General features: G+C 71.0%; 21 protein-coding genes. 9 read left to right on the top strand and 12 right to left on the bottom strand.

The window, feature by feature from the left end; all coding sequences use genetic code 11:
• Positions 1-29: 29 nt before the first annotated feature.
• From ACWDGI_RS06565 to ACWDGI_RS06555, 3 genes are all read left to right on the top strand, one after another.
• Positions 30-830, top strand: a complete 801-nt coding sequence (locus ACWDGI_RS06565) for a sugar phosphate isomerase/epimerase family protein (protein WP_450756509.1) — start codon at positions 30-32, stop codon at positions 828-830.
• A 90-nt stretch (positions 831-920) separates the two neighbouring features.
• Positions 921-2,321, top strand: a complete 1,401-nt coding sequence (locus ACWDGI_RS06560; RefSeq protein WP_450755979.1) for an AAA family ATPase — start codon at positions 921-923, stop codon at positions 2,319-2,321.
• The gene (locus tag ACWDGI_RS06555; RefSeq protein WP_450755977.1) at positions 2,318-3,079 is read left to right on the top strand and encodes an HNH endonuclease; all 762 of its coding nucleotides are present in this window, start codon (positions 2,318-2,320) and stop codon (positions 3,077-3,079) included. Before ACWDGI_RS06560 ends, ACWDGI_RS06555 begins: the two co-directional genes overlap by 4 nt.
• On the opposite strand, the gene ACWDGI_RS06550 is transcribed toward ACWDGI_RS06555, so the two are convergent.
• Positions 3,069-3,293: a DUF397 domain-containing protein gene (locus tag ACWDGI_RS06550; RefSeq protein ID WP_450755975.1), complete on the bottom strand. Its 225-nt coding sequence runs from the start codon at positions 3,291-3,293 to the stop codon at positions 3,069-3,071. The genes ACWDGI_RS06555 and ACWDGI_RS06550 overlap by 11 nt on opposite strands.
• Positions 3,280-4,104 (bottom strand): helix-turn-helix domain-containing protein, encoded by an 825-nt coding sequence (locus ACWDGI_RS06545; protein ID WP_450755973.1) that lies wholly within the window; start codon positions 4,102-4,104, stop codon positions 3,280-3,282. Before ACWDGI_RS06545 ends, ACWDGI_RS06550 begins: the two co-directional genes overlap by 14 nt.
• A 129-nt stretch (positions 4,105-4,233) precedes the next feature.
• On the opposite strand from ACWDGI_RS06545, the gene ACWDGI_RS06540 reads away from it, so the two are divergent.
• From ACWDGI_RS06540 to ACWDGI_RS06515, 6 genes are all read left to right on the top strand, one after another.
• Complete coding sequence (locus ACWDGI_RS06540) at positions 4,234-4,437, top strand: hypothetical protein (RefSeq protein WP_450755971.1); 204 nt, start codon at positions 4,234-4,236, stop codon at positions 4,435-4,437.
• Positions 4,434-4,709, top strand: a complete 276-nt coding sequence (locus ACWDGI_RS06535; RefSeq protein ID WP_390632651.1) for a hypothetical protein — start codon at positions 4,434-4,436, stop codon at positions 4,707-4,709. Before ACWDGI_RS06540 ends, ACWDGI_RS06535 begins: the two co-directional genes overlap by 4 nt.
• 60 nt (positions 4,710-4,769) lie before the next feature.
• Positions 4,770-5,852 (top strand): DNA polymerase III subunit beta family protein, encoded by a 1,083-nt coding sequence (locus ACWDGI_RS06530; protein WP_450755969.1) that lies wholly within the window; start codon positions 4,770-4,772, stop codon positions 5,850-5,852.
• A gap of 83 nt (positions 5,853-5,935) precedes the next feature.
• Positions 5,936-6,172: a hypothetical protein gene (locus ACWDGI_RS06525; RefSeq protein WP_450755967.1), complete on the top strand. Its 237-nt coding sequence runs from the start codon at positions 5,936-5,938 to the stop codon at positions 6,170-6,172.
• Positions 6,173-6,227: 55 nt separating this feature from the next.
• Positions 6,228-6,638, top strand: coding sequence for a DUF7878 domain-containing protein (locus tag ACWDGI_RS06520; RefSeq protein ID WP_450755965.1), 411 nt, complete (start codon positions 6,228-6,230; stop codon positions 6,636-6,638).
• 521 nt (positions 6,639-7,159) lie between these two features.
• A complete protein-coding gene (locus ACWDGI_RS06515) occupies positions 7,160-8,155 on the top strand; it encodes a DUF5937 family protein (protein WP_450755963.1) in 996 nt (331 codons plus the stop codon).
• Here the strand turns inward: ACWDGI_RS06515 and ACWDGI_RS06510 are convergent.
• From ACWDGI_RS06510 to ACWDGI_RS06465, 10 genes are all read right to left on the bottom strand, one after another.
• Entirely contained in the window at positions 8,144-9,130 is a 987-nt protein-coding gene (locus ACWDGI_RS06510) for a hypothetical protein (RefSeq protein WP_450755961.1), read from the bottom strand. The two genes, ACWDGI_RS06515 and ACWDGI_RS06510, sit on opposite strands and share 12 nt — an antisense overlap.
• Before the next feature lie 39 nt (positions 9,131-9,169).
• Positions 9,170-9,688, bottom strand: a complete 519-nt coding sequence (locus ACWDGI_RS06505; RefSeq protein WP_450755959.1) for a peptidase inhibitor family I36 protein — start codon at positions 9,686-9,688, stop codon at positions 9,170-9,172.
• A 130-nt stretch (positions 9,689-9,818) separates the two neighbouring features.
• Positions 9,819-10,208: a D-ribose pyranase gene (gene rbsD, locus ACWDGI_RS06500; protein WP_450755957.1), complete on the bottom strand. Its 390-nt coding sequence runs from the start codon at positions 10,206-10,208 to the stop codon at positions 9,819-9,821.
• Positions 10,205-11,107, bottom strand: coding sequence for a ribokinase (locus ACWDGI_RS06495; protein ID WP_450755955.1), 903 nt, complete (start codon positions 11,105-11,107; stop codon positions 10,205-10,207). The genes rbsD and ACWDGI_RS06495 overlap by 4 nt, the downstream gene beginning before the upstream one ends.
• A 73-nt stretch (positions 11,108-11,180) precedes the next feature.
• The gene (locus ACWDGI_RS06490) at positions 11,181-13,127 is read right to left on the bottom strand and encodes an ABC transporter permease/substrate-binding protein (RefSeq protein ID WP_450755952.1); all 1,947 of its coding nucleotides are present in this window, start codon (positions 13,125-13,127) and stop codon (positions 11,181-11,183) included.
• On the bottom strand, positions 13,117-14,643 hold the full coding sequence (locus ACWDGI_RS06485; RefSeq protein WP_450755950.1) for a sugar ABC transporter ATP-binding protein: 1,527 nt from the start codon (positions 14,641-14,643) through the stop codon (positions 13,117-13,119). Before ACWDGI_RS06485 ends, ACWDGI_RS06490 begins: the two co-directional genes overlap by 11 nt.
• The gene (locus ACWDGI_RS06480; RefSeq protein ID WP_450755948.1) at positions 14,640-15,695 is read right to left on the bottom strand and encodes a LacI family DNA-binding transcriptional regulator; all 1,056 of its coding nucleotides are present in this window, start codon (positions 15,693-15,695) and stop codon (positions 14,640-14,642) included. The genes ACWDGI_RS06485 and ACWDGI_RS06480 overlap by 4 nt, the downstream gene beginning before the upstream one ends.
• A 340-nt stretch (positions 15,696-16,035) precedes the next feature.
• The gene (locus tag ACWDGI_RS06475) at positions 16,036-16,893 is read right to left on the bottom strand and encodes a PhzF family phenazine biosynthesis protein (RefSeq protein ID WP_450755946.1); all 858 of its coding nucleotides are present in this window, start codon (positions 16,891-16,893) and stop codon (positions 16,036-16,038) included.
• A gap of 199 nt (positions 16,894-17,092) precedes the next feature.
• Positions 17,093-17,875 carry a VOC family protein gene (locus tag ACWDGI_RS06470; protein ID WP_450755944.1) on the bottom strand — a complete coding sequence of 261 codons (783 nt, stop codon included), beginning with the start codon at positions 17,873-17,875 and terminating at the stop codon, positions 17,093-17,095.
• Between the two features lie 287 nt (positions 17,876-18,162).
• Positions 18,163-19,131 carry an SGNH/GDSL hydrolase family protein gene (locus tag ACWDGI_RS06465; RefSeq protein WP_450755942.1) on the bottom strand — a complete coding sequence of 323 codons (969 nt, stop codon included), beginning with the start codon at positions 19,129-19,131 and terminating at the stop codon, positions 18,163-18,165.
• Between the last annotated feature and the right edge of the window lie 131 nt (positions 19,132-19,262).

Below are 19,262 nucleotides of genomic sequence, written 5' to 3'. Positions count from 1 at the left end.
GCGACCTGTCCCGTTTCTCGATCAACCAGATGACGGTGAAGCAGCTGTCACTGCCCGAACTGGCCGACGCCTGCCTGGAACTGGGCGTGCCCGCCGTCGGCCTGTGGCGGGAGCCGGTCCAGTCCTACGGAGTGGAGGCGACCGCCAAGCTGGTCCGCGAGGCGGGCCTGACCGTCACCACCCTGTGCCGGGGCGGCTTCCTCACCGCGATCGACCCCGGGGCGCGGGCGGCGGCCCTCGCCGACAACCGGCGGGCGGTCGAGGAGGCGGCGGCCCTCGGCACCGACACCCTCGTGCTGGTCTCCGGCGGCCTGCCGGCGGGCTCCCGGGACCTGCGCGGGGCCCGGGAGCGGATCGCGGACGCGCTCGCCGAACTCGGCCCGTACGCCGAACAGCACGGCGTCCGGCTGGCCATCGAGCCGCTGCACCCGATGTACGCCTCCGACCGGTGCGTGGTCTCCACCCTCGCCCAGGCCCTGGACCTCGCGGAACGCTTCCCCGCACACCAGGTCGGCGTCGCCGTGGACACGTACCACATCTGGTGGGACGACCAGGCGCCCGCCGGGATCGCCCGGGCCGGCGCGGGCGGCCGTATCCACACCTTCCAGCTCGCCGACTGGACCACCCCGTTGCCCGAGGGCGTCCTCAACGGCCGCGGCCAGATCGGCGACGGCGCGATCGACATGCGGGAGTGGCGGGAATACGTGGAGGCGGCCGGCTACACCGGTGCCATCGAGGTCGAGCTGTTCAACGAGGCGCTCTGGGCGAGGGACGGGCGTGAGGTGCTCGCGGAGACGGCGAGCCGGTTCGTGGCGCACACGGCTGACTGACGGGTCGGTGGCCTGCCCGCATCCCGTGATGACGGGCAGGCCACGCCCCTAAGATCGGGGTGACACCCGAACGAACGGACGCCGACGCCCATGTACGTCAGCCGGATCATCGTGAAGGACATCAAGTCCTTTTACGGCCCTCGCGAAGTCGACCTCACGCTGACCCGCCCCGACGGAAGTCACGCCGGGTGGACGGTGCTCGCCGGGCGCAACGGCTCGGGCAAGACGACGCTGCTGCGGGCCATGGCGCTGGCGCTCACCGGGCCGGGGGTGGCCCGCAGTCTGGTGCCTCAGTTCGAGAACTGGGTGACGGAAGAGCGTACGGCGGGTCAGGCCGAGGTCGAGATCAGCCGTGACACGCAACACGACCGGTTCTCCCAGGGCCGCCCGCCCGCCGGTGCCTTCCGGGCCGGGCTTCGCTGGAAGACGCCCCGCGACGGCACGGCAGGCAGGGTTCCGGTCCGCCGGGGCGTCCTGTCCGGGCTCGACGAGATCAGGTACACCAAGGCACAGACGAGCATCGCCCGTCGTGGTCCCTGGGCGGACAGTCCCGCGGGCTGGTTCTCCGCGGCCTACGGGCCGTTCCGGCGGATGGCCGGCGGCTCGGGCGAGGTGCAGCGGCTGATGCTGGCGTCCGGGCCCGTGGCGAGGCACACGAGCCTCTTCCACGAGGACGCCTCACTCGCCGAGGGGGTCACCTGGCTGATCGAGCAGCATCTTCGCGCGCTGGAAGGCAGACTGGGCGCCCAGGGGCTGAAGGCATTCGCACTGGCCCTGCTCGGCGACGGGCTGCTGCCGGACGGGTACCGGATCAACGACGTCGACTCCGAGGGTTTGTGGGTCGAGCGGCACGACAGCCGCTTCCCGCTGCGGGAGATGAGCGACGGGTTCCGTACGGTGGCAGCGCTGGCGGTTGACATCCTCAAACAACTGCACGATGTGTTCGGCGACGACCTGTGGAAGTCCGGCCCCTGGGAGGCCAGAGGCAATTCGATCGCGCTGATGACACCCGGTGTCGTCATCATCGACGAGATCGACGCCCATCTGCACGTCTCCTGGCAGCGCCGGATCGGCCCCTGGCTGACCGCCCACTTCCCTCGCATCCAGTTCATCGTCACCACGCACAGTCCCTACATCTGCCAGTCGGCCGACCCCGGCGGCCTCATCAGGCTGCCCGGCGTGGACGAGGCGCGTCCGCCCGAGGTCATCGACCAGGACCTGTACGACCGGGTGGTGTACGGCAGCGGTGACGACGCCGTGCTCTCCGACCTCTTCGGTCTCGACACGCCCTACTCCGAGCGGGCCGAGCGGGCGAGGGCCGAGTTCGTGGAGTTGGAGGCGGACATCTACGAGGGGGCCTCGTCACGGGAGTCGCTCGCCCGCTACCAGGAACTCAAGGAGCGGCTTGCCAGCTCGCCGTCGGCCCGCGTGGACGAGGTGGGCGCGCACCTCCGACGGATCGCGGAGGAGATCAAGGACGAAGCGGAGTGATCCGGCTCCGGCGTGCCGTCCTGTCGGCAGACACGGTGGAACGGTTGGGGCACTACACCGACGACATCCGGCAGCAGGCCACGGAGAAGGAACGCAAGGACAGGGCGAAGGACCTCTGGGAGAACCGTCGGCGGGTCCGCCCCGCACTTCTCAGGGGGCTCGCGGAGATGGCTCCCGGCCACGAACGCTGCATGTACTGCGGTGACAGCCAGGGCACGGACATCGACCACTTCGAGCCGAAGAGCCTCGCTCCGGTGCGTACCTTCGACTGGCTCAACCATCTGCTCGCCTGCTCGTTCTGCAACAGCAACCAGAAGCGGAGCCTCTTCCCCACCGCGGTCGACGGCAGTCCCCTGCTCGTCGACCCGACGGTCGATGACCCCTTGGACCACCTACGGCTGGTGCTCCCGCTCGGTACGTACCGGGGCCTGACCGACCGGGGACGGGCCTGTATCGAGGTGTTCGGCCTCAACGCGAGAGCGGTCCTGGTCAAGGGACGCACGGACGCCTACGCGACGGCCAGGCACTCCATCGAACTGTGGCGCATAGCCATGGACAAGGGGCAACGTGACAAGGCGAGGGAGATCGTCCGAGTCTCCTGGAACCGCCCCCTCATCGACGTACTGGTCGCCACGTTCCACCAGTCCGGCCATCCGGCGGCCGATGCCCTGTTCGTGGGGGAGGAAGAGATCCTCGACCTCCTCCGCGACTCCGAACTGCGCACCGCGTTCCTGCACTTCCGGGGCGTCAGCTACTGATACGACCGTCCAGCACGGCCCTGACGAACGCGGTCCAGCCGGTCGCCGAGAAGACCAAGGCCGGGCCGGTCGCGGCCTTGCTGTCGCGGACGGGGACGCCGGAGTGGCCACGGGCTATTTCGAGACATTCGCCCTGGTCACCGCCGCTGTAGCTGGACTTGTACCAACCGCTGAGCGCGGACGAGTCGTGGACGGTGTGCTCATTGCTGAACATGTGCGTGTTCCTCTGCTGCCGCCCTGACAAGGGCCAGTGACTCCTGGCGCGACAACGCGTCGCTCAGGGCCAGAGCGTAGGCGGTGTGGCAGGCGCTCACCAGGGCCGGATCATCCATCAGGTTGCCGGTCAGGAAGCCCTCGACGTAGGCGACCGGCGCGGAGTCCGCGAAAGTCATGAGGGTGAGCAGGCTCTGCATGAGTGCGTGCGCGCCAACGCCGTACGGCAGTACATGCAGCCGCACCCTTCCGGTCTCGGCCAAGTCGGCCATCGTGCGCAGCTGTTCGGCCATGACCTGCGGTCCGCCGACGCGGCGTCGCAGCACGGACTCGTCGAGCAGCGTCCAGATGACCGGCTTCAACGGTCCGTCGAGGATGCGGCGGCGCTTTGTTCGAATGACAACGAACTCGTCAAGTTCCTCGGGGGCGTAGTTCGGCCGGTAGGCGCAGAAGAGGGCGCGTGCGTAGTCGTCCGTCTGGAGTACGCCGGGAACCAGTGACAGCGCGAACTGGTTGATATGAGTGGCCTGTTGTTCCAGTTCGGCGACCGCGGCGAAATGATCGGTGTACTTCGACCCCAGATCCTCCAGCCACCGCTCGAAGAACCCGTCCGTCTTCAGGGCCCGGTCGATCCGGCGCGCGTCATCCGGCTTCGGCAGCCGCCTCCCCGCCTCGAAGTGGCTGATCAGTGTGGGCGAGCACACGACCAACTCGCCCAGTTCCTCCTGGGTGAGACCGGCGGCGACGCGCCGCAGCCTCAGCTCCTCTCCGTACCTCTCCCGTTGCGTTCGAGGCTTCAGGCGCTCGCTCATGCGGCCAACTCCCGTTCCTGACAAAGGCTCTGTCAAGTCCCCGCCCCTAGAAGCGTAGCCAGTCCCGACCCCACTCTGTGAGGGAATCGCAACACAGCGAAGTCATCGCAGTTGAGAGAGCAGGTCGGCATGACGTATCTCCTGGCCCGGCTGGTCGAGCCGCTGCTCCGGCTCTTCCTGCCCGCTCGTGGGCGGCGGCGCCGCAGGCCGGTCGTACCGTTCGCGTACACGTATCCGTACTCGTGCCCGTACGTCGGCCGTGAAGCACCCTTGCGTGGCGAGGACAGCCCGCTCGTCCGCCCTTATCTCGACCTCGTGGAGACCTACGTATGAGCGGGCGCCTGCTTCCCTGGACCGGCGCGGACGGCAAGCCCGGTTACCTCGTGGGCGACGGGACGGGATACGTCTCACGGCTCGCCGACCACATCGAGAGCATGCACCTCGGCATGGCGGGCGACCTGCTCGACCACGCGGCCGAACTCCTCGCCGAGCAGCGGCTGAGTCGCGACGAACTCCACTACCTCGCCCGGCGGTTGAGTGAATCTCTGAAGGACGTCAAGCGGGTCGCCGAGAGCAGGGGCGCACGGTTGCCGCGTGCTGACTGACCTGCCCGGGTTGACCCTCGACCTTGTGCAGGGCACAGAGTGCCGGACGTGGAGAACGACATGCGCAGCATCGGGGAGCTGGCCCGCGACAGCGGCCTGGGCGTGAGCGCCCTGCGGTTCTACGACCGTGCCGGTGTGCTGGTCCCTGCCTGGGTGGATCCGGTGAGCGGCTACCGCTGGTACGAGCCCGAGCAGCTGGCAGAGGCCCGGCTGCTGGCCTGCCTGCGCCGGGCCGGGATGCCGATGGCGGACATCCGGCTGGCGCTGGCCGGCTGGTCCGGCCCGGACACCGATCTGGTCCGGGAACTGCTCAGGGCACACCTGCGCCGACTCGAACAGGGGTTGTCCGATGCCCGTGGTGAGTTCTCCGCGCTCCGAGCGCTACTCGATCACCGGGAGAATGTCATGACTTCGCTTCGCATCGCCGATGTCCGCCTGTCCGTCGCCGCGCCGGAGCTGGCAGCCGTGCTGGACACGGTTCGCTTCGCGGCGAGCACCGACCCCGAGCTGCCGATGCTCGGCGGGGTCCTGTTCGACATCGAGGGCGAGAGCCTGCACGTCGTGGCCACCGACCGCTATCGGATGGCGCTCGCGCGGGTCGGTGTCGCCGGGCACGAGGGAGGCCGGGTGCAGGTCATCGTGCCCGCTCCGCTCGCCGACGCGATGCGTGCGCTGTTGGACGGTGAGGGGCCTGCGCGACTCTCTCTCGACGGTGACCGCGTGACCCTGGAGGCCGGGGACCGGCAGGCGGCCGGCCGGTGCCTCGACCACGACTTCCCCGACTACCGTCGTCTCCTGCCCCGGGCCGGCGGACGCCGCACCGTCGTCGAGGTGGCGGCTTTCCGGCACGCTCTGGAGACGGGTCCGGTCCGCTCCGGCGAGGCCGGGGCACCCGACCTCAGCGTGCTCAGGGTGGCGGACGGCGGCGCGGTGGTCCTCTGCGCCGATGCCGACGGAGCCGATGTCGACGAGGACCCGAACCGCGTCGCCGTCAACCGTGAGTTCCTGCTGGCCGCGCTGGTCGCCGGGGCCCGCGACCGACTGATTCTGGAGTTCGGCGCGCCCACGGCGCCGATCACGATCCGTCGGCCCGACGACGAGGGCGCCTTCTCGCTCCTGATGCCGGTCAGGCTGGAGAACTGACGGTACAGGCGGAGTTCTCCGTCGACTACGCCCGTACCTCGGCCTCTCGGGCCGCGGAGGCGTGGGACCAGGCGAAGGCCGACGTGCTCGACGCGGGCAAGAGCGCCGACCAGGCCGACAAGGAAGCCACCGCCGCGTGGAAGGACGTCGTCACGAAGCGCGAGGCCGAGGCGGCCGAAGCGCGTCGCGTCGCCGCAGAACGGGAGAAGGAGCAGGCGAGCAAGCCCAAGTGCTACATCCCGGTCATTCGACATGATCGTCGACCTCGGAAGGACCGTCGGGACCAGGGGCGAGACAGGCATCAGAATCATGGTGGGTGAGGACGGGGTGGTCTTCAACTGCTTCCCCGAGAGAATTCACTAGAAGGACAAGGCCATGCTCATCTCCTATTCGAACTTCACCACCCAGGATCTTCGCGGTACCAGTCTGGAACAGCTCTACACCAACATCGAAGCCGACCTGCGGGTCGCCGACGGTGATCTGCTGATCTACAGCGAGGTCCTCTTCCCGGTGGCCGAACTCGCGTCCGAGCTGATGAATTGGATCCGCAAGACGGAGTCGGAGCGTCCCGATTTCACACTCGACTCGATGTCCTTCGCCGAGGAAGGGGTTGTCAGCATCACCCGGACCTCGGGCGGTTGGCGGATCGGATCGGTTCTCTCGCCAGGAATCAGCAGCGGGGTTATCGACGAGTCCTCGCTGCTCCATGAGATCCGACGGTTCGCCGGTCTCGTACAGCGTGACGTGGCCGCCGCCGGTATCAATCCCGCGCCCCTGTTCCCATAGCGAGGGAACAGCCGCCATTGCTCCGCCCCTCCTGCATCACCCCGTCAGGACGGGCGGAGCAGCGGATGTACGACGGTTCGGCAACGGTGGGCACCTGCTGTGTGACGGCGGTAGTTGACGGCAACGTCAGCGGATGGGGCCGACGCTGGGTGGCGGTTCATCGACGCCGCCGATGGCAGTCCTCTCGGTGTTCGCCGGCACGTGGCTCGACGCGGCCGAACTGTCGCTGACAGCGGGCCCGGTCGGCGGTGCCCGGAAAAAATCTCCCGCAGCCGTACAACCATCCCCCCGACCGGCCGGTCGTACCCGGCGTCAGAGCTTTCGGAGGGGGATCCGGGGGGATCGCGGGGGTTCTGACCGGAGGGGGTAGGCCGAGGGGGTTCGATCGACGGATCGGGCCCCCTCGAAGCATGTCCGGCACCGCCCGGGGCGTCCGGCTGGTTCCTGTGTTGTTCGAGGGGGCCTCGTGCCCCAGGCTGCTGCTGAACGGGACGACTTGTCCGACTCGGGGGGCGGCTCTCGTGCTGCGTATTCACTTCACGCCTCAGGACCTGGCCCGCGTCCGGGTGGCGAGCGCCCCGGACCCGCTCTGGGAGATCACCTGCAGCCTGCACCGGTTACAGACCTCGCGGGGCCGCTGGGCCTACGCCGACTGGTACCGGGAGACCCGCGTCACCCTCGTCGGGACCCAGCTCGGGGCGGCCGTCCGGCGGCTGCTGGTCCCGGTGCTGCCCCGGGCCCGCTACCTGCCCGACTTCCTCACCCCGCACGCTGGCGCCGACGGCCTGGACCGCGGGCTCGCGGCGATCGTCGACACCCCGCCCGACCGGGTCGACCTGGAGATACGGACCCTGGACCGGATCACCGGCGCCCCCGACTGGGCGCCCCGGCTGCGGGAACGCGAGGCCCGCGAGGACCTCACCGGACTCCTGCGCGCCTACCACGAAGCGGTCATCGCGCCCCACGAGAGCCGCATTCACGCCACGATCGCAGCGGAGCGCGCCCTGCGGGGCCGGGACGCCCTCGCGACCGGGCTCGACGGACTGCTCGCCGGCCTGTCACCCGCCGTCCGCTGGCAGCCGCCGGTCCTCCACGTCGACTACGTCGAGGACCGGGACCTGCGCCTCGACGGCCGCGGACTGCGGCTGATCCCGTCCTACTTCTGCTGGCAGTCACCGATCTCGATGGCCGACGACACCCTTCAGCCGGTGCTGGTCTACCCGGTGCACGGCCTCCGCGCGCCCGCCCCCGAACGGCCGCCCGAGGTCTCGCTCGCCGCGCTGCTCGGCCGTACCCGCGCGGCCGCGCTGCGGTCCCTCGCACTGGGCGCGACCACCTCCGAACTGGCCGGGGTCCTGGGCGTGTCGGTGCCCACGGCCTCCCACCACACCACCGTGCTGCGCGACGCCGGGCTGGTCTTCAGCCACCGCCACCACAACACGGTGCTGCACACCCTCACGCCACTCGGCGCCGCGCTGCTCAGACCGACGAGCGACGCCGGGGCGTCATCCGGATGAGCCCCGGTCGTCCTGGCCGAGCAGGGCCGCGGCCCGCGTCAGGGCCTGCCGGCGGTGCTGCCAGACCTCCTCCAGACGGGCCCGGGTCCGTGCGGGCTGCCGCCGCAGGAAGACCTCACGCTGGTCGGCGCCGGTGCGGCGCAGGCCGCTCACGCCGTCGCAGTGCTGATCGGCCGTGGCGGCGGCGCGCTGCTCCCGCGCCAGCTTCGAGGCGCTCGCTCCCCGGACGGCCTCGGCCCGCAGCGACTCGATCAGCGCGGCGGGCGTCTTCGCCGGCCGGCCGGCGTCGGCCATGCAGCGCTGCCAGCGCCCCAGGGCCTGCTGGTAGCCGGGGGCGGTGGCCAGGAACCGCTGGAGGAGCTGGTCGACGTCCTGCGGTACGAGGGTGTCCTCCAGGGCGGCCCGTACGGTGCCGTACAACCCGGCACGCGCGCGGGCCGTGCAGCCGCCCGTGGCGTAGGTCCCGCTCGCCCCGCTGGGCAGGGTCAGTGGCGCCGACTGGCCGGCCGGCCCGTCGAGTGCGGCGGAGTAGCGGGTCTGTGCGGTGGCGGACAGGGAGCGAACGTACCGGTCCTGGGCCGTGGGGCCCTTGTTCATGCTGCCCAGCGCCGTGGAGACGCCGTAGCCGGGTGCCGAGCGGGAACCGATCGACTCGGCCGTGGTCGCCCCGGCGGGTGGCCGCGGGCCCGCGCTCGTGACCAGGAAACGCAGTCCCCGGTCGCGCATGCAGCGCTGGGTGAGGAGCTGCGAGGCGCCGAAGAGCTGCCAGCGCTGACGCAGCGTGGTGGCGTCGTTGGTGAGGACGGCGGCGGCGTGACCGGACTCCCGCGCCGCCGGGTCCGCCTCGGCCGAGGCGGCCGTGCCCGGTCCGGTGCACGCGGTCGCGGCCGTGCAGACCAGGGTCACGACGAGGAGCAGCAGGGGCAGCAGGCGTGCCGGTGCGTGCGCGGCACGGCGGTGCGGGAGCTCTGTCATGGGTGATCGCCCGTCATCCGGTGGCCGGTCAGGGCCCGGTCAGCAGTTGGAGGTCCAGAAGTTGCTGCTGATCGAGTCGTTGAAGCTGGTCGAGGTGCCGGGCCAGACGAGGTTCGCGAAGTTGTTGTTGGACCAGTCCTTGGGCAGGCAGGCGGACAGGCCGGAGTAGTTGATGTCGCGCCACACCTCGACACCCAGGCCGCTCGTCCCGTGGTTGTACCCCGAGGAGGCGCAGTCGTTCCAGGTACCGGTGGAGCAGCCGGAGTGGGAGTAGGCGCCCCAGTTGGTGTTGGCGCCGGAGAACTTGCCCGGACCGTCGTTGTAGCCCGAGTTGACCCAGAAACAGAAGTAGGTGCTCGGGCAGTCCCCGATGGCCTGCGGAGAGACCGCGGCGGAAGCGGTCGTCCCGTGTACCGCCTGCGGGGCGGCGGCGGCCGGCTTGGCGGCCGGGGCGGCGGAGTGCCCGTCGGCGGCGGCCGCGCTGCCGGGAAGGGTGAGGCCGATGAAGGCGGCCAGGGCGGTGGCGGCGAGCGCCGCGGCTAAACGGAAGGATCTCACGTGAATTCCCTCTTTCTCGGACTGTTCGTACGTGTGGGCGATATTGCCAACCGGGGCACAGGCTGGCCATCACGTTTCACGGGGATGAAAAGTCCCAGGTGCGGAGGGGGAGTCCGGTGCTCCGTATGCGCTAGAAGTACACCCCGCACCGCAGCAGCACGTTCGCGTACGGCCGGGCCTCGCCGGTGCGGACCACCAGGTGGGCGCCCTCCGACAGCTCCTTCAGCCGTTCGTGCGGGACCAGGGCCAGGTCGGGAAAGTGCCCGTCCAGCAGCCCGGCCGCGGCCGGATTGGCCCCGCGTATCTCGGTCGCCGCCGTGGCGCCCTCCACGACCAGCTCGGACAGCAGCCCCTCCAGTACCTCGGCGAAGGACGGCACCCCGGCCCGGAAGGCCAGGTCCACGACCCGTGGCCCGCGCGGGACCGGCATCCCGGCATCGCAGACCAGCACCCCGTGCCCGTGCCCCAGCTCCGCCAGCGCTCCGGCGAGATGCCGGTTGAGGATCCCCGTCTTCTTCACAGTGCCTCGACCTCCGCCGCCGTCGGGTACGAGTCCTGCGCGCCCCGCCTCGTCACCGCCGCCGCCCCGACCCGGGCCGCGTACGCCGCCGCCTCGGCGAGCGACGCGCCCGCCCCGAGCCGTATCGCGAGGGCCGCGGTGAACGCGTCCCCGGCGCCCGTGGTGTCCACCGCGTCCACCGTCACCGAGGGGACCGGCTCGACCCCGTGCCCGTCGGCGACCAGCGCGCCCGCCGCGCCCAGCGTCACCACCACCGACTTCGGGCCCCGGGCGAGCAGGAGCCGTGCCCAGTCGGCCGGCTCCTCGCTCACGCAGGCCTCGCCGAGGAGCACCTTCGCCTCGTGCTCGTTCACGATCAGCGGGTCGCAGGCCGCGAGGACCTCGTCCGGAAGGGGCCGCGGCGGCGACGGGTTGAGCACGAACCGGCTGCCGGGGGCCAGGTTCCGTACCACCTCCACCACCGTCTCCAGCGGGATCTCCAGCTGCGCGGAGACCACCCGGGCGGCCTGGAGGAGGCTGCCCGCGGCCCGTACGTCGGCGGGTGCGAGCCGGCCGTTCGCGCCCGGCGAGACCACGATGCTGTTGTCACCGGAGGGATCCACGGTGATCAGCGCGACGCCCGTCGGCGCCCCGCCCGCCAGCACGCCCGCCGTGTCCACCCCGGCCGCCCGCTGCGAGTCCAGCAGCAGCCTGCCGTGCGCGTCGTCGCCGACCCGGGCCAGCAGGGCGGTGCGGGCACCGAGCCGGGCGGCCGCGACCGCCTGGTTGGCGCCCTTGCCGCCGGGGTGCGTGGCGAGGTCGCCGCCGAGCACGGTCTCACCGGCGGCCGGCCGCCGCTCGACCCCGATCACCAGGTCGGCGTTGGCGGATCCCACGACCAGGAGGTCGTAGTCGTACATGAAGTGACTCCCTAAGAGAACGAGTTGAGGCGGCCGGGCTCGACAGGTGTCGCCCGGCCGCCTCCTTGGTACCTCAGCCCGTGAACCCGGCCACGTTCTCCTTCGTGACCACCTTCACCGGCACCTTGATCGTCGACTCGACCTTCTTGTCCTGGATCGCCTTGAGCGCGTTGTCCACGGCGATCTTCCCGAGCTGGGAGGGCTGCTGGGCGACCGACGCGTACAGCGTGCCGTTCTTGACCGCCGTCAGGCCGTCCGGGGTGCCGTCGAAGCCGACCACCGACACCGACTTGCCGGCCTTGGAGCCGAGCGCCTTGATCGCGCCGAGGGCCATCTCGTCGTTGGCGGCGATGACGCCCTGGACGTCCGGGTGCGCCTGGAGCAGGTTCGACATCACGTCGAGGCCCTTGGTGCGGTCGAAGTCGGCCGGCTGCTGGGCCACCACCTGGATGCCGGGGAAGGCCTTCAGGCCGTTGGCGAAGCCCTGCGCACGCTCGCGGGCGGCGGAGGTGCCGGCCTGGCCCTGGAGGATCACGATCTTGCCGTGGCCGCCGAGCTTGTCGCCGATCGTCTTGGCGGCCAGCTCGCCGCCGGCGACGTTGTCGGAGGCGACCAGCGCGTCGGTCCTGGCGTTGTTGACGCCCCGGTCGACGGCGATGACCGGGATGTCGGCCTTGTCGGCGGCCTTCACGGAGTTGCTCGCCGCGTCCGAGTCCACCGGGTTGACGATGATCGCGCCCAGTCCCGAACTGGTGAAGTTCTGGAGCTGGTTGGCCTGCTGCGAGGCGTCGTTCTGGGCGTCCGTGACGGTCAGGTCGACGCCCAGCTTCTTCGCCTCGGCCTGGGCGCCGGACCGGATCTGCACGAAGAAGGGGTTGTTCAGGGTGGACAGGGACAGGCCCATCTTCGGGTTGCCGGAGGAGGAGCCGGTGTGCAGCAGGGAGGTCGCGGCGACCAGTCCGACGGTGACGACGGCCGCGAGCGCGTACGTCCCCGCCTGCTTGCCCCTGTTGCCCCCGGTGCCGGCGGCCACCGGGGTCGCCCCGGCCTTGCGGCGCACGGTGTCGAGGAGCACGGCGAGGGCGATGACGACACCGATCACGACCTGCTGCCAGAACGCGGAGACGTTCAGCAGGTTGAGGCCGTTGCGCAGCACCGCCAGGATCAGCGCGCCGATCAGCGTGCCGGAGGCCTTGCCGGTTCCGCCGGCCAGCGACGCGCCGCCGATCACGACGGCCGCGATGGCGTCCAGTTCGTAGCCGTTGGCGGCCTGCGGCTGCGCCGAGGAGAGCCGGGAGGCCAGCACGATGCCGGCGACGGCCGCGAACAGCCCGGACAGCGCGTAGATGGCGAGCTTCTGCTTGGAGACCCGCAGCCCGGAGAGCCGGGCGGCCTCCTCGTTGCCGCCGATCGCGTACATGGAGCGCCCGATGTACGTCCGGCCGAGCACGAAGGCGGCGATCAGGCCCATGAGGACCATGACGAGGACCGGCACCGGCAGCCAGCCGCCGAGCGTGTCACCGAGGTGCGAGACCGAGCCGGGGAAGGCGATCGGGGAGCCCTCGGAGATCACCAGCGACAGGCCGCGGGCCACCGACAGCATGGCCAGGGTGGCGATGAACGGCGGCAGCTTGCCGTAGGCGATCAGGAAGCCGTTGACGAGACCGGCCACTATGCCGGTGGCGACGGCCAGTACCACGGCCAGGAAGACCGGCACCCCGTGCGAGGTGGCGCTCCAGGCCAGCACCGTGGCCGACAGGGCCGCGACCGAGCCGACCGACAGGTCGATGCCCGCCGCGACGATCACGAACGTGACACCGAAGGCGAGGATGGCCGTCACGGCCGCCTGGACGCCGACGTTCAGCAGGTTGTCGGTGGTGAGGAAGTCCCCCGACAGCGCCGACATGGCGATGACGAGGACGATCAGCGCGGTCAGCGCACCGTTGTCGAGGAGCAGCCGGCGTACGCCGGAGACGCCACCGGCGCCCGCGTTCCCGCTCTTGAGGGTGTCAGTGGCCACGTCCGGCCTCCTTGTCGGTTGTGGTGGTGGGGGTGGAGACGGCGAGGGCCATCACGGAGTCCTGGGTGGCCTGGTCGGCGGAGAGCTCGCCCGCGATCCGGCCCTGCGCCATCACCAGCACCCGGTCGCTCATCCCGAGGACCTCCGGCAGATCGCTGGAGATCATCAGGACGGCGGCTCCGGCGGCCGTCAGCTCGTTGATCAGCTGGTAGATCTCGACCTTGGCGCCGACGTCGATACCGCGCGTCGGCTCGTCGAGGATCAGCACCTTGGTGTCGGCGAGGAGCCACTTGCCGATGACGACCTTCTGCTGGTTGCCGCCGGAGAGCGTGCGCACGTGCTGACCGAGCCCGGCCATCCGCACGCCCAGCTGCCCGGCGATCCGCTCGGCGGCGACGTGCTGCGCCTTGAGGTCGACGATCCCGGCCCGGGTGGCCCGGCGCAGCGTCACCAGGCCGAGGTTCTCCTCGACGGAGGCGTCGAGGACCAGCCCCTGACCCTTGCGGTCCTCGGGGACGAGCCCGATCCCGGCGGCCATGGCCGCGTTGACGTCGTGCCGCTTCAGCGCCGTACCGGAGACCTGCACGGCCCCCTTGTCGTACGGGTCGGCGCCGAACACGGCCCGCACGACCTCCGTGCGGCCGGCGCCCACCAGGCCCGCGATGCCGACGACCTCCCCCGCGTGCACCGCGAAGCTGACGTCGTGGAAGACCCCGTCCCGGGTCAGCCCTTCGACGGACAGCAGTGCGGCACCGGTCTCGGCCCGTTCCCGCGGGTACTGCTGCTCGATGGACCGTCCGACCATGAGCCGGACCAGCTCGTCCTGCGGGGTGGTGGCGGGCACCTGCCCGACGGACTTCCCGTCGCGGATCACCGTCACCCGGTCCCCGAGAGCGGCGATCTCCTCCAGGTGGTGCGTGATGAAGACGACCCCCACCCCGTCCGCCCGCAACTGCCGCACGATCGTGAAGAGCTTCTCCACCTCCTCGGAGGTGAGCACGGCGGTCGGCTCGTCCATGATGAGCACCCGCGCGTCCAGGCTGAGCGCCTTGGCGATCTCGACCATCTGGAGACGGGCGATACCGAGTTCACGCACCCGCGCGCGGGGCGGGACGTTCACCCCGACCCGCTTGAGCAGGGTCTCGGCGTCGGCCTCCATCCGCTTCCGGTCGATCATCCCGAAGCGGCGCGGCTGCCGGCCCAGGAAGATGTTCTCGGCGACCGTGAGATCGGGTACGAGGTTGAACTCCTGGTAGATGGTGGCGATCCCGAGACGCTCGGAGTCCTGCGCACCATGGATGCGCACCTCCTCGCCGGCGGCCAGGATCCGCCCCTCGTCGGGCGTGTAGGCGCCGGAGAGCATCTTGATGAGGGTGCTCTTGCCCGCGCCGTTCTCACCGAGGAGTACGTGCACCTCGCCCCGGCGCAGATCGAAGTCGACGCCGTCGAGCGCGACCACGCCGGGGAAGGACTTCCGTATGCCCTCGATGCGCAGCAACTCGTCCGGGTTGCTCACGACGTGCTCCTTTGCACAGGGGTCTGGTTCTCGCCACGGTTCGAGCCGTGGCTCCCGTCGTGGTGCGCGCCGCACGAGCGGCGTACGACGAGCCGAGCGGGGAGGGTGACGGACTGCGGAGGCCGCCCCTCGATACGGTCGATCAGCGCGCGCACGGCGGCGCGTCCCAGCTCGCCGGTCGGCTGGGCGATCGCCGTGACCGGCGGATCGGTGTGCACGAACCACCGGATGTCGTCGAACGCGACGAGCGCGATGTCGTCCGGCACCCGCAGGCCGCGTGCGCGTACGGCGTCGAGCGCGCCGAGCGCCATCAGGTTGTCGGCGGCGAAGACGACCTCGGGCGGCTCGGGCAGGTCGAGGAACCCCTCGGTGGCCCGCCGCCCGCTCTCGGCCTGGAAGTCGCCCTGGCCTATGTAGGCGTCGGGGAGGGGCACGCCGTACTCGGCGAGCGCCTCCCGGAAGGCCCGCACACGCTCACTGCCGGTGGTGGTGGCCGCGGGGCCCGCGATGATCGCGAGCCGCCGGTGCCCCAGCCCGTGCAGATGCGCGACGAGGTCCCGGATGGCGGCCTGTCCGTCCGCGCGCACCACGGGCACGTCGACGCCCGGGATCCAACGGTCGACGAACACCATCGGTGTCCCGCCGCGCGCCGCCTCCAGCATCAGCGGGGAGCCGCCGTCGGTGGGGGAGACGAGCAGCCCGTCGATGCGTCGGTCGAGCAGCGTCCGCACGTGGTGGTCCTGCAGCTCGGGCCGCTCGTCGGCGTTGCCGATGATCACGCTGTAGCCGTGCGCGCGGGCCTCTTCCTCGACCGAGCGGGCCAGTTCCGTGAAGTACGGGTTGAGTACGTCGCTGATGACCAGGCCGAGGGTGCGGGTCTGGTCGGTGCGCAGGGAGCGGGCGACGGCGTTCGGGCGGTAGCCCAGCGTCTCGACGGCGGCCAGCACACGGGTTCGGGCGTCGGCGCTGACCGACGGATGGTCGTTCAGGACACGGGACACCGTGGCGACGGATACGCCCGCCGCGGCGGCCACGTCCTTGATGCTCGCCATCGCCGCTCCACCTCCTCGTGGAACTCATGGAATCGATTACACGCACTGCGTACCGAGGATTGGAATCGATTACACGGTGGCTGGGCAAGGGGTGCGGGATGGCCGAAACCGAATCGTGACCCCAGGGGACGCGGCGCGGGAGGACGTGGGTCCGTCGTCGGCTGCGGGTGCGTCGGGGCCGGTCGCGCAGTTCCCCGCGCCCCTTGCAGGGCGCTTCACCGCAGCGTCCCGAAGGGGCGCGGGGAACTGCGCGACCAGCCCCCACCGGCCCGCACCCGACCACGGCCTCCTCGGCTCCGCTGCGCGCGGTGTCCGGCGGCGGGCCGGCCCTTGGTGCCGGTCAGCCGATGCGGGTTCCCGTGCCGCTGACGCGGACGCGCGGGTCGCCCGCGTACAGGGTCACCGTGAGTTCGCCGGGGCGGCCCAGGTCCTCGCCCTGGTGCAGGGTGAGGACGGCGTCCTCGGCGACCAGGCCCAGCTCACGGGCGTACGCGCCGAACGCGGCGGCCGCGGCACCGGTCGCCGGGTCCTCGACGACGCCCCCGACGGGGAACGGGTCGCGGACGTGGAACACGGTGGCCGACTCCCGCCACACCAACTGCACCGTGGTCAGGTCCAGGCGGTGCATCAGCGCTTCCAGGCGCGCGAAGTCGTACGCGAGATCCGCGAGGCGCGCCCGGGTCGCCGCCGCGAGCACGAGGTGACGGGCACCGGCGAACGCGATCCGGGGCGGGAACGCCGGGTCGAGATCGGCGGCCGGCCAGCCGAGCGCGGCGAGCGCCTCCGCGAGGTCGGCGCCGGCGACCTCCTCGACGTGCGGCTCGACGCTGGTGAGGGTGGCCCTGACCGTCCCGCCCTCGTCGGTCACCGTCACCGGCACGGTGCCGGCGCGCGTCGCGAACTCCAGCTCGCCGGGGCCGATCCGCTCGGCGAGTGCGATCGCGGTCGCGATGGTGGCGTGGCCGCAGAACGGCACCTCGGCCTTGGGACTGAAGTAGCGGACGGTGTACGACCGTTCCTGTCCGGCCGGGGTCAGGAAAGCGGACTCCGAGTACCCGAGGTCGGCGGCGATCGCCAGCATGCCGGCGTCGTCCAGGCCGCTGGCGTCCAGCACGACACCGGCGGGGTTCCCGCCCTCGGGCCGGCCGGAGAAGGCGGTGTATCGCAGTACCTCGGGGTGCGGCGCATTCGTCGTCATGGTCGCGCAACGCGGGTCGGCCGCACGCCTATTCCGGCTGCTCCCTTTCCCCTGCCCTTTCTCCTTCCCCATCTCCTTCCCCATCTCCTTCCTCCCTTCCGTACGCCGGTCACCAGGGTGCCCCGGGCCGTACGGAAGGCGAGGCGGAAGCGGGCCGGAACCGGTGCCTCCGGTGAGCTGTCGGGCTGCTGACGGGGTGTCACATCGGCTTCGGCTTGAAGACCGCGAAGGTCGCGCCCTGCGGGTCGGCGACCACCGACATCCGGCCGGCCATCATCTCGAACGGCGGTGCGAGCACCGTTCCGTTCCGCTTGACCAGGGCGTCCACGGTGGAGTCGACGTCGTCCACCGCGAAGTACGTCAGCCAGTGCGGCGGAACGCCGGGCCGGTCGTCCCCGAGCCGGGCGGCACCGCCGACGCCCTTGCCGCCGATGTTCAGCGACCAGTAGTCCCCGTCGGCGCCCTCCATCGGCTGGATCTCGATACCGAAGGACTCGCCGTAGAAGCCGGTGGCGCCGAGTACGTCGTTGGTGTTCAGCTCGTTCCAGATCAGCGTGCCCGGCTCGTTGACCAGCCCGGCGCCGTGGAACTCGCCCGGCTGCCACACCCCGAACACCGCGCCCTGCGGGTCGGCGGCGATCAGCATCCGGCCGAGTCCGCCGACGTCCATCACCGGGGCCAGCAGGGTGCCGCCCGCCGAGACGATCGCGTCCTGGGTGGCCGGCGCGTCGGTGCTTGCGAGGTAGGTGGTCCAGACGGTCGGCGGCTCCGGCTGTCCCTCGGGCGCCATGGCGGGACCGATGCCGGCCACCGGCTTGCCCCGCAGCGTGCAGACCGCGTACCCGCCGAACTCGCCCGGGCCGACCTCGCCCTGCCAGCCGAACAGGTCACGGTAGAAGTCCAGCGCGGCCTGCTGGTCCTGCGCCATCAGGTCGACCCAGCACGGGGTGCCGGTCGCGTACGGAGTGGTGATCTCGGGCATCTCAGGTTCTCCCTGCGCGCGAAAAAGTTCCCGCCGCCCACCTTCACCGCCCACCGCGGATCCCGCCACCCGGGCCGCGAGGGGAAATTACTTTCGTAGGCCGAGGAGTGCGGTGCCGGCTCGGCACCCCCGGCAGTACCGGCTTGGTGGACCACCGCGGACCCGGGGGCCACAGGGGCCGGCACCCGGGGGCCCTCCATCGCGTGACGCGAGCCGGTCCCGCGGCCTGTTTCGACCGACAGCCCGCCCCCCTCGATCGTCGCCCGGGGGGCGTGCTGGGGTGCGGGTCAGTCCGGGCTGATGGCGTTCAGGATCGCCGACGCGACGTGATCGGCGGCGTTGCGGTGACCCTTGGCGTTGGGGTGGACGAGAGCCGGCCGGTGGTCGTGGTCGAGGACGCCCTCGACCCACTTGCCGGTGTCACAGACGCTGTGGTTCCGGGAGGAGTCGGAGAGGTTGACGAAGGACGCGTCGTGGTCGCCGGCCGACTTCTCGATCGCGGTGTTGAGGGGGGTGAGGACGTCCCTGCGCAGCCAGTCCAGGTCGCCCTGGGTGATCGAGGCGAACTGCTGTAGATCGTTGTAGCGGCACTTGGAGGTGTCCTCGGGGATGACCGTGGGGTAGCCGACGGCCAGGACCTTGGCGTGCGGTGCCTTCTCGTGGAGCTTGGCGAGCATGTCGCCGTACTCCTTGCCCACCTTGGCGAGCCGGGCGGGGATGCCGCCGGCCAGTCCGTCCCGGCACGGTGTGCCGACGCCTCCGCTGCCCGAACCCAGTTCCAGGCATTTGAAGAGGACGTCGGCGAACCCGAGGGTGTTGCCGCCCACGCCGACGGTGACCACGTCGGTACCGGACCCCACGGCCTCGGACTGGGGAGGCACGGGCGGGAACGGGTAGTCCGGGTCCTCGGGGAAGCCCGGCACGTTGCGGCCGATCGGCTCCTGGGCCCTGAAGGTGACGTCCTCGATCGTGGCGGCGCCGCAGCTGATGTTGGTCAGGTCGATGAGCGAGCCGAGGTCGCGGTCGATGACCTGCGGGTACGACTGGTCGGTGCGCTCGCACCCGTCACGGGGGTACTCGAAGGTGTCGCCCGCTGCCGGGATGACCCCGGCGGTGTAGGAGTCGCCAAGGGCAACCCACTGGTAGTCCGCCGCGGCGGCGGGCTGCGCCCCGGCGAGTTGCGCGGGAGCGAGGGCGCCCGCGGCGAGAGCGGCTGTCGATCCCAGTAGTGCCAGGTGCTTGCGGAAACGAGCCATGAGTTCTCCTGGTCTACGGCGTTGATGCCGCTACGACCATATGGAGGTGGTAACTTTCCGCACTAGATCCAATACGGACGGTTATCTAAGGAATATGAGATGTCCACCGCGAGCGAGTCGGTTCGGCGTGC

It is taken from the genome of Streptomyces sp. NPDC001220, assembly GCF_053597895.1.
This window is presented reverse-complemented; position numbering and strand designations above follow the sequence as displayed.